Here is a 13,714-nt window from a genome sequence, read left to right as displayed (position 1 = left end):
CCTTGCGAAATGCAACAGAGGCGGTGGGAACACCGATATTGCACCATGTGGAAGTCTCTCGTCGCTGCCGTCGCCCTGGTCGCCGCCATAGGCTCGGCCCATGCCGCGAGCGCGGTCAACAAGGACGCCGAGACCCGCACGCTGGTCGTGACGGAGGGCGGCAGCAAGACCGACCTCGCGCTGGCCGGAGGCGAAACGGTTGAGTTCTGCCCGAACGGCTGTTTCGTCACCTTGCCGAACGGTGACCTCGAAGCCCTGACCGGTTCGGAAACGGTCGAAATCTCGGGTGGCGTCGCCCGCATCAAGTAATTCCGACGGCATGACAGGAAAGGCCGGGCAATTTGCTCGGCCTTTTATCGTTTCCGGTAGCGTTTTTTTAACAATGACGCCGGAAATACCGCCACGGCAGCCGTCTACAACCGGGCGTTTTAACGTTCGATATGCCGTTCCCGGCTATACCAGCTTCAAGACGCCGAAACGCGGCGCGAAACGAGATCCGTTCTGCGGATCATACGCTGGCAGGCAGGACGGACATGGATGCGCGGTCGGACAGGAACGCAATACCGCTTGCGGTCGATCTCGATGGCACGCTGATCGCGACCGACCTGTTGTGGGAAGGGCTGTTCATCCTTCTCAAGAAGAACCCGCTCTATATCTTCCTCGTGCCGTTCTGGGCCGCCGGCGGGCCGGCGCGGCTGAAGCAGGCGATCGCACAGCGGATCGACATCGATCCGGCATTGCTGCCCTATCGCGAGGTGCTGCTTTGCCGCCTCCGCACCGAGCACGCCGAGGGCCGCAAGATCGTGCTGGCGACCGGTACGCCACGCAAATTCGCAGACGCCATCGCTGCCCATCTCGGCATTTTCGACCGGGTGCTGGCTACCGATGGCCTCGCCAATCTTACCTCGGGCAGGAAGCGCGCCTCGCTGATCGCGGCCTATGGCGATGGCGGCTTCGACTACGCGGGCAACAGCCGCCATGACCTTCAGGTCTTCGACGCCGCGCGCAACGCGATTGTCATCGCACCCGATCGCCATGCCGCGCGCTGGCAAGCGGCCCATGGCGCCGAGACGATGCCTGCGCCGAAGCCGAATTTGCGGACTATCGTCAAGATGCTGCGCGTGCATCAGTGGCTGAAGAACTCGCTGATCGCCGTGCCGATGGTGCTCTCGCACGAATACTTCAACACCGACATGATCTGGCAATGCCTGCTGGCATTCGTCTCGTTCAGCGCGGTGGCCTCGGCCATCTACATCCTCAATGATTTCTTCGACCTCGCGCTCGACCGCAAACACCTCACCAAGCGCAACAGGCCGTTCGCCAGCGGTGCGCTGTCGATCCCGTTCGGCCTTGGCGCGATCGCCGTACTTTTGGCGATCGGCATCGGCACCGGGTTGTTCTTGTCGCCCGAATTCCTAGCTGTGCTCGGTGGCTACATGGTCGTCACCACTGCCTATTCGCTGTCGTTCAAGCGCATGCTCTTGGTCGACGTGCTGACGCTCGCCGGCCTCTATACGATCCGTGTCCTGGCCGGGGCGGCGGCGACCGGCGTCGAAGTCTCGTTCTGGCTGCTGGCCTTCTCGATCTTCTTCTTTTTGTCGCTGGCGCTGGTGAAGCGCTTCGTCGAACTGCGCACCACCGCCATCCCGCCTGGCGAGCGCATTGCCGGGCGTGGCTATCGCACCGAAGACCAGGAGATCGTCGCCCAGGCCGGCATGGCCTCGGCCTTCTCCTCGGCGCTGGTGCTGGCGCTCTATATGGACAGTGTCGCGGTGCGCGAGCTTTATCCGCATCCGTGGCTGATCTGGCCGCTGGCGCCGATCGTGCTTTATCTCACCATGCGCGTCTGGATCCTGGCGCGCCGCGACGAGATGCATGACGATCCGGTCGTCTTCATTATCCGCGACTGGCGCAGCCAGATCGTGGTGCTGATCGGTGCGGTGATGCTGGTCGTCGGAGGCTGGTAGGTATGGCCACCGAGCGCTTCCAGAGTTTCGGCCTTGCCACGCCGCCGGCGCCGCGCGCCGTCGGTGCCGATGAGGCGATCGCGCTGCTGAAGGGCGGTCAGGCCAAGCCAGCGTCTTTGCTTGCCTATGGTAATGGCCGCTCCTACGGTGACTCCTGCCAGAACCAGGCCGGCGCGGTCGTCGACATGCGATCGCTAAACCGGATTCGCGCCTTCAACGCCGAAACCGGCGTTCTCGAGGCGGATGCCGGCGTGCTGTTGTCCGACATCATCGCCTATGCTGCCCCTTACGGCTTCTTCCCGGCGGTTGTGCCAGGCACCCAATTCGTCACACTCGGCGGCGCCATCGCCAATGACGTGCATGGCAAGAACCATCACCGGCGCGGCACCTTCGGCTGCCATGTCGAGACCTTCACGCTGCTCACGTCCGACGGAAAGACCCACCGCTGCTCAGCGACAGACAATGCGCGGCTATTTGCGGCGACGATCGGCGGCATGGGGCTGACCGGTCTCATCCTGTCGGCTTCGATCCGGTTGATGCGTGTTCCTTCCCTCGACATCATGGAGAAGGCGATGCCGTTTCGCGACCTTGGCGAATTCTTCGACCTCGCCGAGGCGGCCGATCGGGCCAATGAATATGCGGTCGCCTGGATCGACCAGCTTGCCGGCGGCCGCAACAGCGGTCGCGGGTTGCTGTTGTCAGGCAATCACGCCGAGCACGGCTCGCATGCCGCCTCGCGCGCCGGCGGCAATCTCTCGGTGCCGGTGCAGCCGCCGTTCAATGTGCTCAATCGGCCGTTCCTGACTGCCTTCAACGCCGCCTACAGGTGGAAGAAGGGCCGGGCAACAGTGCCGCGCCAAGTCGGATATCAAGGCTTCTTCTTCCCGCTCGACGGCGTGCGTGACTGGAACCGGCTTTATGGGCCGAAAGGGCTTTTCCAGCACCAGAGCGTGGTGCCGGAAGAGACGGCGCGCGAGGCGGTGCCGGCACTGCTGGCGGCTGCAAGGCAAGCAGGGCAGGGCTCGTTCCTCACTGTGCTGAAACGCTTCGGCTCCATCCGCTCGCCGGCGCTGCTCTCATTCCCGCGCCCCGGCTACACGCTGACGCTGGATTTCCCCAACAGGGGGGCTGCGACGCTCGCCTTGTTGCGGGACCTCGATCGGATCACGGTCGAGGCGGAAGGCGCGGTCAACCCCTACAAGGACGCCCGCATGGGCGCCGACATCTTCGCTTCGTCTTTTCCCAAATGGCCGCGGCTGGAGGCGCTTCGCGATCCTGCCTTCATGTCCGACTTCTGGGCGCGGACGGCAAGGAAGCTGGACACGCGGCGAGGTGCGGTCGAGGCGGCGGAATAGCTAAAATTCGAGTAATTCTTGGTTTCCGAATCGTTAAACCCACGATTCACTCAAAACATTCTTGTGGCTTCACGAAATATTTGCGGGTTTGTAATAGGAGGCGTGAAGGGGTGGCTTGGAACACATGAAATACATCGTCTTCATTCTCTTTACGGTCATGACCAATGCTGCTGCACAGCTGATGCTGAAGCAAGGCATGATGTCGCTCGGGCCGATCTCGTTCGAGGGCGTCAATCCGCTCGTCAAGCTGTTGCAGATCGTCTTCAGCCCCTGGGTGTTCCTGGGCCTTTGCACCTTCGTCATATCGATGGCCTCGCACCTCTTTGTGCTGTCCAAGGTCGAGCTCTCCTTCGCCTATCCGTTCCTCAGCCTCGCCTATGTGGCCGTCGCCATCTTCGCCTATTTCGTCTTCCGCGAGGACCTCAATGGCTGGCGCATCGCCGGCATCGCGTTCATCTGCGTCGGAACCGTGCTGATCGCCCAAAGTGGCCGGGATTTGGGCGGGCGAGGGCATGAAGACCAGACTGCTTCCATCACGCCCGACAAGATCCAGGCAAACGAGAGCCTTCGATGAGACATGTGATTTTCGGCGGCGACGGTTTCGTCGGCCGCCATCTTGCCCCGAAGCTTGTGACCGATGGTGAAGAGGTTGTCGTCGCCGACATCGTCAAAAGCGACCTGCCGCATTACCGCAATGTCCGCTTCATCCAATGCGACGTCACCGATCCGGCGTCGGTCGCCGCGGTTGGGCTCAAGGCCGACGACATGGTCTACAATCTGTCGGCCAAGATGCTGTCGCCGATCCAGGTGCGCGCCAAGCGGCACGATTTCTTCTTCCCGGTCAATTTTCATGGCACCGAGCACATCATGCAGGCCATGGACAGAGCCGGCGCACCCAAGCTCGTCCACTACACGACCGACATGATCTACGGCCACACGGTCACCCAGCCGATGACCGAGGAGCACCCGGTCGCGCCGCTCGGCGAATATGGCTGGTCGAAGCAGAAGACCGAGGAGCTGGCGGCCGAATGGCGCAAGCGCGGCATGTCGATCTCGCTGTTTCGCCCGCGCCTGATCATCGGCCCCGGCCGTCTCGGCATCCTGGAAAAACTGTTCAAGCTGATCGACTGGAATCTTCCCGTGCCGATGATCGGTTCGGGCAGGAACCCCTATCAGTTCATCTCGGTGTTCGACTGCGCCGAGGCCGCGCGCGCCGCCTGGAAGGCCGGCGTGCCAAACGAGGCCTATAATCTCGGTTCTCTCAATCCGCCGCCGGTGAAGAAGCTGCTCGGCGATCTGATCAGGCATGCCGGCTCGAAATCGATCCTGATCCCGACACCGGGCTGGGCGGTCAAGCGCACGCTCGACCTGCTCGACCTGATGAACATGCCGATCATGGACCCGGAACAATATCTGATCGCCGACGAGGAGTGCGTGCTCGACGTGTCCAAAGCCGGGCGTCAGCTCGGCTGGGTGCCGCAATATCGCGACGAGGAGATGCTGATCGCCGCCTATAGCGAGTACCGCGCCAAGAAGGCCGGTCACTCAGTCGCCACCAAACATGTGCCCGCCGAATAGCGGCTAGCAAATCAGCTTTCGTTGCGCCCGATCCTGGTCGTGCGTGCAGACAGGAGATTGAAATGACCGTCATGGCCAAGCCCGAACAGACGAACGTGCGCACCATGGTCAGCGCGCCTTCGCTGTCGCCCGCCACCATCGCCAAGCCCGACCTGATCAGCGTCGAGCAGGCCAAGGCGATGGATGTCGCCCGCATGACCGACCTGTTCAAGGCGCATCTCAACCCCGGCCAGCTGCATTTCATGAAGCTGCTCGGCTTTCACAAGATCAAGATCGAGCGCGCCGAAGGCATGTTCTATATCGACCAGAAAGGCCGCAAGATCCTCGATTTCTTCGGCGGTTTCGGTTCGCTGGCCTTCGGCCATAACCATCCGCGCATCCTCGAAGCACGGAAAAAATTCCAGGAGGAGAAGCGCCAGGAAATCGCCATCGCCTTCATGTCGCAATATGCGGCAGCACTGGCGCACAACCTCGCCAAGTGCTCGCCCGGCGATCTCGACATGGTGTTCCTGGGCTCATCCGGCTCGGAGGCGATGGAAGCGGCGGTGAAGCTCGCCGAGCGCGCCGCCGGCCCGAGGCGGCCGAAGATCGCCTATGCCGAGAATTCCTTCCACGGCAAGACCAAGGGTGTGCTGGGCATCACCGACGGCCAACTCTACCGCGCTGACTTCAAGGTAGCGGACAATACGGTGCGCATCCCCTTTGCCGACATCGAGGCCGTCGAGCGCCTGTTCCGTTCCGATCCGGAGGTCGGGGTCATCGTGCTGGAGACCATCCAGGGCGGCGGCGGCATCATCCAGGCGCCTGCCGAATACTGGCAGAAGCTGCGCGCGCTTTGCGACCAGTATGGCGTGCTGTGGGTCGCCGACGAAGTGCAGTGCGGCTATGGCCGCTCGGGCCGCTTCTATGCCTTCGAGCATTACGGCGTCATTCCCGACGTGACGGCGCTGGCCAAGTCGCTTGGCGCTGGCAAGGCGGCGGTCGGCGCGATGATTGCCCGGCGCGAGGTATACATGAAGGCCTATGGCACGCCGAAGACGGCGATGATCCATGCTATGGCCACCTTCGGCGGCATGGGCGAGGCCTGCGTCACCTCGATCGAGGGGCTCAACGTGCTCTATGACGAGGGGCTGATCGACAATGCCGCCGTCACCGGCGACTACCTGCTGCAGCGGCTGCAGGCGCTCAGGGAAAAGTACCCGAAGATCATCAAGGATGTGCGCGGCAAGGGTTTTATGATCGGCCTGGAGTTCCACGACTTCTCGCAGACCTTGCCGATGGTGCTGCGGCCGATCGTCAGCGTGCTCGACGACAAGCTGAAGGGCTCGCTTTCGGGCTTCGTCGGGGCGCTGCTGTTGCGCGACTATGACGTGCTCGTCGCCTTCACCGAATACAACCGCAACGTCATCCGGCTCGAGCCGCCGCTGATCTGCCAGCGTGAGCATGTCGACCGCTTTGTCGATGCCTTCGACAGCCTGCTGTCGCGCGGCATCGTGTCGATCGTCAAGGATTTCGTCAAAAGCCAAGTCCGTTAGAAACGAAGCTCGCTGAGTTCGACAATGCTGACCAGGTCGCCCGCACCGAACAACCTGCTCGACCGGCTCACCGAGGTCGGTCTGGCGTGGGGCGAGGGGACTTATGCGCGGTTGGCGGCACCGATCGGCGCGGCGGCCTTCGCTCTCTACATCCTTTTTACAGCGTTCACCGCCTGGGTGATGCCAGACGCCAACTGGGACATGCTGCCCTATCTCGCCATGTCGGAGGAAGGCACCTATCCCGATGCCCAGGCACTGCACGACTATGCCTACAACACCGTCAAATCAGGCGTCTCAGCTGGCGACTACAAGGCGCTGACCGACGATGGCGGCGGCTTCCGCAGCCACATGACGGAGGATGCCGCCGACTTCCATTCTCTGCTCGGCATGTACCGGATCAAGTTTCTGTATGCCGAGATCCTGTCGACGATGAGCGTGGTGATGTCGCCGGTCGAGGCGATGCGCGTGTTACAGGTGTTCTCCGTGCTGCTGTTTGGCGCGATCGCCCTGATGTGGCTACGCTCCGCAGGGGCATTGGCGTTGGCGCCTATCGTCGGCGCGGTGCTGATCATGGCCGATTTCGGCGATGCGGCGCGGGCCTCGACGCCGGATTTGTTGTGTTCGGCGCTGTTGCTCGGCGGGCTTTACGCCTATGTCCGCGGCCGCGAGGTGGCGACGGCCATCCTGCTCTTCCTCGCCTTCATGGTGCGGCCGGACAACATTGTTTTCCTGGCGATTTTCGCTGTGCTGCTGGTCGCGTTCCGGCAGAGGGCATGGGGCGCGCTGGCCGGCTTTGCCGCGTCCTTCGTCGCTTACTTCGCCATTTCGCACTGGGCCCATCATCCCGGCTGGTGGCCGCATCTGTGGTTCTCCAGCGTCGAGCAGCACTACAATATGGACGGGTTCGAGCCGCCATTCTCGATAGCGGCCTATCTCAGGGCTTTTGCCAGCTCACTGCTGCGCGCCGTCAGCCTGAACAGCTGGGTCGGGGTGTCGGTGCTGGCACTGGCAGGCTGGTACGCGGCCGCCCGCGCCGGCTTCCGCCTCGATCGCCGCGCCGGCATCCTGTTTGCGGCACTGGTACTCGGTGCGCTGGCCAAGTTCACCGTCTTCCCGATCCACGATACGCGGATCTATTTTCCCCATCTGATCCCGCCATTCCTGCTGCTGGCAACGCCGTTCATGGCGCTCCGGGCAGCCGTGGCTCGCGGCCAGCATCGCGCCGCCTTGCAAATCACTCCCGGAGACAAGTCATGAGTTCGCTATCCAGCCTGGCGCGCATTGCCCTGTCGCTTGGTCTTCCCAAGGGCGTTCTCGATCGCGGGCCGTCGCTGCGCGGCACGAAGTTCCTGGCCAAGGCGGCGCTGAAGGCGCGCTTTGGTGGGGCAGGGCGACCGTTCCAGATGGTCAATGTCGGCGCCTGCGACGGGGCGCTATTCGACGACGTCACGCCGTGGCTGCACCGCATAGCTGGCGCACGCGCCATGCTGGTCGAGCCGATCCCGTACAATCAGAAACGACTGCGCGCCAACTACCCCGACACCAGCCGGTTCATCATCGAGCCGGTGGCGGTGACAAAGGCCAAGGGCACGATCACCGTCCATACGTTCGATGCCGCTGCGCTCGAGGCCGGCACGCTGCCCATCGAGTTCATCGGCTGCTCGTCGGTCACCGACACCAATCTGATGTCGGGCAAGAATGCCTGGGGCGAGGCCGACGCCAACTTCAACAAGTTCGCGCCGCACCTGAAAGACATTGAGGTGCCATCCGAGACCTTGCAGACGCTGCTCGATCGCAACGGCATCACCCATATCGACGCCTTCCTGGTCGATTGCGAGGGTGCCGACTGGATCGTCTTCGAACAGCTCGACCTCAAGCGCTACCGCCCCGGCATGATCAAGGTCGAGGTCGGCGCGCTGCCGGCCGCCGAGATCGGCCAGGTCGTGGTCAAGCTGAAGACCTCCGGCTATCAGGTCGGCTTCCAGGCCGAGGACATCTGGGCCTTCGCCTGAGTTAGCCTCCGCCCCGGAAAGCGAACCGCCCAAGGCGCTCGATAGGAAGCATTCTGCCGTCTGGTCGCTCGGCTTTTTGCCAATGTCGCAAACAGGCTTCAATCGCCCTGCCGCTCCGCCCTATAGTCCGCCCGCTTTATCACTTTGGAGTCGCGGGCAATGGCAGAGTTTCCGAAAAAGGCGAAGGTCGTCATCGTCGGCCTGGGCGGTATTGTCGGCGCATCGATCGCCCATCACCTGATCGAACGCGGCTGGGACGATATTGTCGGCATAGACAAATCAGGCATCCCGACCGACATCGGCTCGACCGCGCACGCCTCCGACTTCTGCTACACGACCAGCCACGATTTCCTGTCGTGCTGGACGACGCTCTATTCCATCGACTTCTACGAGAAGATGGGCCACTACGCGCGCATCGGCGGTCTCGAGGTGGCCCGCGTCGGCGATGACGGCCGCATGGAGGAGATCAAGCGCAAGATCGCCTCGGCAAAGGCGTTTGGCACGCGCGCCCGGCTGATCGAACCGGCCGAGATCAAGGAAAAATTTCCGCTCATCGAGGAAGTGATGGTGCAGGGCGGCCTGTGGGATCCCGATGCCGGTCTCGTCATCCCGCGCTCGCAGACCGTCGCCGGCAAGCTGGTCGACCAGGCGGAAGTCTCCGGCAAGCTGAAATCCTTCGCCAACACGCCGGCCCGGTCGCTTGTCGTCAAGGACGGCCGCATCACCGGGGTGGTGACCGATCGCGGCACCATCGAGGCCGATTATGTCGTGGTCTGCGCCGGCATTTGGGGCCGGCTGATCGCGGAAATGGTCGGCGAGGACCTGCCGGTCATGCCGATCGACCATCCGCTGACCTTCTTCGGCCCGTACAACGAGTTCGCCGGCACCGGCAAGGAGATCGGCTGGCCGCTGCTGCGCGACCAGGGCAACTCCGCCTACATGCGTGACACCGGCGATCCCAAGACCGCCGAGGGCGGGCAGATCGAATGGGGTTATTACGAAGAGACCAATCCGCGCCTTTGCCATCCGCGCGACCTGTTGGAGAAGGACCAGGCGCGTCTGTCGCCTTCGCAGCGCGACCTCGACATGGAGCAGATCCTGGCGCCGCTCGAACGCGCCATGGAACTGACGCCGATCCTCGGCGAACTCGGCTATAACGAGAGCCATTCCTTCAATGGCCTGCTGCAGGTGACGGCGGATGGCGGCCCGTCGATGGGCGAAAGCCAGAAGGTGCGGGGCCTTTGGTATGCCGTCGCCATCTGGGTCAAGGATGGTCCCGGCATGGGCAAGCTCATCGCGGACTGGATGACGGACGGCCGCACCGCGATCGACCATCACGCCATCGACTATGCGCGCTTCTATCCGCACCAGACGAAGGAGCAGTTCATCTGGGATCGCTGCACCGAGACGGCGATGAAGGTCTACAATCCGGCGGTGCATCCGCGCGAACCCTTCTCCAAGGGCCGCAACATCCGGCGCTCGCCGTTCTGGGAACGCGAGAAGGAGCTCGGCGGCTATTTCATGGAGCTGGGCGGCTGGGAGCGCGCTCACGGCTATGCCGCCAACGAGCATCTGCTGGAGAAATACGGCAACCGGGTTCCGGTGCGTGAGAACGAGTGGGACAACCGCCATTTCTGGCGCGTCTCCAACGCCGAACATCTCGCCATGAGCGAGGATTGCGGCATCGTCAACCTGTCGCATTTTGCCATGTACGACATCGAAGGTCCCGACCATGTCGCGCTGCTGGAATGGCTGTGCGCGGCCAAGATTGGCGGCGACAACAACATCGGCAAGGGCATCTACACCCACTTCCTCGACGAGGAAGGCATGGTGCGGGCCGACTTTACCGTCATCCGCATGGCCGACCGCTGTCGTTTGATCGACGGGGCGGACGCCGGCCCGCGCGACTTCCAGTACATGCGCCGCACGGCGCAGGACAAAGGCTTTGATGTCACCATCACCGACGTGACCGAGAAGTATGTCACCATCGGCATCTGGGGTCCGAACGCCCGGGCGACCTTGCAGAAAGTGGTCGAAAATCCTGATGGGTTGTCGCTGGAGAACTTCCCGTTCGCGGCGATCAAGCCGGTCAGGATCGGGGGCAAGGACGTCACTGCTTTCCGCATCTCCTATGTCGGTGAGCAGGGCTGGGAACTGCATATGCGCTACGAGGACGGCCTGGCCGTCTGGGACGCGCTGCGCTCGACCGGCGTCATGCCGTTCGGCGTCGAGACCTATGCCAACACCCGCCGCATGGAAAAGAGCCTGCGCCTGCAAAACGCCGACCTTTTGACCGAGTACAATCTGCTCGAAGCGGATCTCGCTCGTCCGAAGGTCAAGGAGAATGACTTTTGCGGCAAGGCCAGGCATGTCGAGTTCCGTGCCCGCGAGCACCAGCCGGCCATGCTGTGCACGCTGGTCATGACCGACAATATCGATGCGAAAGGCGTTGCCCGCTATCCCGTCGGCACGATGCCGGTGATGGACCCGAAGACCGGCGAGACGCTGGTCGACGACCTCGGCCGGCGATCCTTCACGACCTCGATGGCCTACGGCCCGACTATCGGCAAGAATATCGGTCTTGCCTATCTGCCGTGGGCGTATGCCCAGGAAGGCCGCAAGCTCCATATTGAGTATTTCGGCGAGACATACCCGGTCGAAGTGGCGGCTGTCGGCTACAAGCCGCTCTATGATCCGGAGAACCTCAAGCCGCGCAGTTGAGCGCTGGGCAGGGCGCAAAGGGCATGAAGACAAAAGCCTGGCCGCCGGCCGGGCTTTTCTCTTTTTAAACAGGCTGTTTTCGCTTACCCTTGCGGCATGTCTGCTTTTGCCCGCGCAAGACATTTCCTTTCAGGCTGCGCCGCGTTCGCGCTGACGCTCTGGCTGGCGCCAGTGTCCCTCGCGGATGAGCCTGTCGATGTCGAGCTGGTGCTGGCCGTCGATGTTTCGCTGTCGATGTCTCCGGAAGAGCTCGAGATCCAGCGTCACGGCTACGCAGCCGCCTTGACGCACGACAATGTGCTGCAGGCCATTGCCGATGGTGCCCATGGCAAGATCGCCGTCACCTATGTCGAATGGGCCGGCACCACCTCGCAGCGCGTCATCGTGCCGTGGACGGTGATCGCCAGCCGCACGGATGCGGAGCGCGTAGTTGCGCAATTGTCCGCCCAGCCCCCCAACAGCGCGCGGCGCACTTCGATCTCCGGCGCGCTCGAGTTCGGCAACGACCTGTTCGCTGAAAGCGGCTACCAGGGGACGAAGCGGGTCATCGACATTTCCGGCGACGGCCCCAACAACCAGGGCGCGCCGGTCAACCTCACCCGCGACGAACTGATCAAGCAAGGCATCATCATCAACGGTCTGCCGCTGATGACGCGAGGCGGTTTTTCCGGCGCCTACGACGTCAAAAATCTCGATCGCTACTACAGCGACTGCGTCATCGGTGGTCCCGGAGCCTTCATGATCCCGGTCAACGACTGGACGCAGTTTCCCCAAGCCATCCGCCGCAAGCTGGTGCTGGAACTCGCCGGTCCGGCCTCGCCGCAATGGGCGGCGGAAGAAGCCGCGCATCCGCCAGTGATATTGGCGCAGGACAGGTCTGCCACCGACTGCCTGGTCGGCGAGAAAATGTGGCGCAACCGCAGCTGGATGTTCGACAGCCGCTAAGCGGCCGAAGCATTGGCAAAAGGGCCGGACCGCGCTATCCAGCCAGAGGGGTTCGCGGTCAAAACCGAGGAAACATCAGATGAAACGTCTAGCCATCCTGACTGCTGTCGCGTCCGTGCTTTTTGCCGACGTCGCCAGCGCCCAATACAATGACGAGCCCGCCTGCATGATGTTCGAGCACGCGAATTTTCGCGGGCGATCCATCGGTATGGGGCCCGACGATTCCGTAAACTTTCGTGGCGGCCAGTTCTGGAACGACCGTGTGTCGTCGGTGATCGTGCGCCGGGGTTGCACGCTCGTTGCCTATGAGGATTCCCGGATGGGCGGCCGTTCCATCGAGATCAGGCGCAGGATCCGCGACTTTGGTGGCAGCGACTGGAACGACCGCATCTCCTCGGCGGAGTGCTATTGCAACGACTACTGAAGGCCATGTTAGGTTTCTGGCAGCCCGCACCCGTTTCGGGGACGGGCCGCCGATCGAGCTGCCTTCGTCACCGGGCCTGCCGGGTGCCTCACCAAGCTGTCCATTGACAAGCCGATTGGCGTCTGTGAGACAATTCCTCAGCGAAAACAAAAGGGGAACTGACATGACCAGGATCGCCGTTCTTACCGCAACTCTGACACTTGCCGTCGGCTTGTCCGCACCGGCGACGGCCGCCACTTCAGTCACCATCGGCATCAGCGGCTGGACCGGCTTCGCGCCGCTGACGCTTGCCAAGCAGGCGGGCATCTTCGAGAAGCACGGCCTCGACGTGACCTTGAAGAAGGTGCCGCAAGCGAGTCGGCCGCTCGCCATCGCCAGCGGCGACCTGCAATGCGCGGCCACCACGGTCGAGACCTGGCTGGTGTGGAACGCCAGTGGCGTCACCACCAAGCAGATCTTCCAGCTCGACAAATCCTACGGCGCCGACGGCATCGTCGCGCGCAACGACATCAAGACGGTCGCTGACCTCAAGGGCAAGAGCGTCGCGTCCTCGGCGCCGGGCACGTCGCCCTATTTCATGCTCGCCTGGGTGCTGAATAAGGCTGGCATGTCGACCAAGGACGTCACCGTCGTCAATCTGGAACCGGACGCGGCGGCGCAGGCCTTCCTCGCCGGGCAGAATGATGCCGCCGTCACCTATGAGCCGTTCATCTCGGCGGTGCGCGACAAGTCCGACCAGGGCCATATCCTGGCGACGACGCTCGACTATCCGATGGTGCTCGACACGGTCGGCTGCACGCCCGAATTCCTCAAGGCCAATCCGGATGCCGCCAAGGCGCTGGCCGACAGCTATTTCGACGCGCTCGACCTGATTAAGAACGATCCGCAGAAATCCTATGAGATCATGGGTGCCGACGTGAAGCAGTCGGCCAAGGAGTTCGAGGATTCGGCGAAGTACCTGAAATGGGCCGACCGGGCGGAGAACAAGCAGTTCTTCACCAAGGAATTCCAGGACTTTTCCAAGACCGCCGGCGAACTGCTGCTGCAGATGGGGCTGATCAAAGAAGCGCCCGACGTCACCACGCTGGCCGATACCAGCGCGGTGTCGAACTGACAGTCCGGCCTTTGACCATCATGCGGCGGCGCCTCGCGCCGTCGCCTTCTCCTGGACACAGTG

12 protein-coding genes are annotated in these 13,714 nt (G+C 62.8%); all 12 read left to right on the top strand.

From position 1 onward, the window contains the following. The first annotated feature begins 45 nt into the window (after nt 1–45). The 12 genes from ASD12_RS31795 to ASD12_RS31740 all read left to right on the top strand — a co-directional run bounded on the left by ASD12_RS31795 (nt 46) and on the right by ASD12_RS31740 (nt 13,651). The gene (locus ASD12_RS31795) at nt 46–309 is read left to right on the top strand and encodes a hypothetical protein (protein WP_056596396.1); all 264 of its coding nucleotides are present in this window, start codon (nt 46–48) and stop codon (nt 307–309) included. 224 nt (nt 310–533) lie between these two features. Beyond that, the gene (locus ASD12_RS31790; protein ID WP_056596393.1) at nt 534–1,967 is read left to right on the top strand and encodes a UbiA family prenyltransferase; all 1,434 of its coding nucleotides are present in this window, start codon (nt 534–536) and stop codon (nt 1,965–1,967) included. A 2-nt stretch (nt 1,968–1,969) separates the two neighbouring features. Continuing rightward, on the top strand, nt 1,970–3,322 hold the full coding sequence (locus ASD12_RS31785) for an FAD-binding oxidoreductase (protein WP_056596390.1): 1,353 nt from the start codon (nt 1,970–1,972) through the stop codon (nt 3,320–3,322). A gap of 124 nt (nt 3,323–3,446) precedes the next feature. Further along, the gene (locus ASD12_RS31780; protein ID WP_056596387.1) at nt 3,447–3,896 is read left to right on the top strand and encodes an EamA family transporter; all 450 of its coding nucleotides are present in this window, start codon (nt 3,447–3,449) and stop codon (nt 3,894–3,896) included. After that, nucleotides 3,893–4,900 (top strand): NAD(P)-dependent oxidoreductase, encoded by a 1,008-nt coding sequence (locus ASD12_RS31775; protein WP_056596384.1) that lies wholly within the window; start codon nt 3,893–3,895, stop codon nt 4,898–4,900. Before ASD12_RS31780 ends, ASD12_RS31775 begins: the two co-directional genes overlap by 4 nt. A gap of 104 nt (nt 4,901–5,004) precedes the next feature. Beyond that, nucleotides 5,005–6,435: an aspartate aminotransferase family protein gene (locus ASD12_RS31770; protein WP_244483037.1), complete on the top strand. Its 1,431-nt coding sequence runs from the start codon at nt 5,005–5,007 to the stop codon at nt 6,433–6,435. Between the two features lie 24 nt (nt 6,436–6,459). After that, a complete protein-coding gene (locus ASD12_RS31765) occupies nt 6,460–7,692 on the top strand; it encodes a DUF2029 domain-containing protein (RefSeq protein WP_056596378.1) in 1,233 nt (410 codons plus the stop codon). Continuing rightward, entirely contained in the window at nt 7,689–8,447 is a 759-nt protein-coding gene (locus ASD12_RS31760) for an FkbM family methyltransferase (RefSeq protein WP_056596375.1), read from the top strand. Before ASD12_RS31765 ends, ASD12_RS31760 begins: the two co-directional genes overlap by 4 nt. Nucleotides 8,448–8,606: 159 nt before the next feature. Further along, nucleotides 8,607–11,168: an FAD-dependent oxidoreductase gene (locus tag ASD12_RS31755; RefSeq protein ID WP_056596372.1), complete on the top strand. Its 2,562-nt coding sequence runs from the start codon at nt 8,607–8,609 to the stop codon at nt 11,166–11,168. A 96-nt stretch (nt 11,169–11,264) separates the two neighbouring features. Then, nucleotides 11,265–12,113 carry a DUF1194 domain-containing protein gene (locus ASD12_RS31750; protein ID WP_056596369.1) on the top strand — a complete coding sequence of 283 codons (849 nt, stop codon included), beginning with the start codon at nt 11,265–11,267 and terminating at the stop codon, nt 12,111–12,113. Between the two features lie 79 nt (nt 12,114–12,192). Then, nucleotides 12,193–12,537, top strand: a complete 345-nt coding sequence (locus tag ASD12_RS31745) for a peptidase inhibitor family I36 protein (protein WP_056596364.1) — start codon at nt 12,193–12,195, stop codon at nt 12,535–12,537. Nucleotides 12,538–12,700: 163 nt separating this feature from the next. Then, nucleotides 12,701–13,651 (top strand): ABC transporter substrate-binding protein, encoded by a 951-nt coding sequence (locus tag ASD12_RS31740; RefSeq protein ID WP_056596360.1) that lies wholly within the window; start codon nt 12,701–12,703, stop codon nt 13,649–13,651. Nucleotides 13,652–13,714: the final 63 nt, after the last annotated feature.

The organism is Mesorhizobium sp. Root102, from assembly GCF_001425625.1.
Lineage (GTDB): Bacteria > Pseudomonadota > Alphaproteobacteria > Rhizobiales > Rhizobiaceae > Mesorhizobium.
This window is presented reverse-complemented; position numbering and strand designations above follow the sequence as displayed.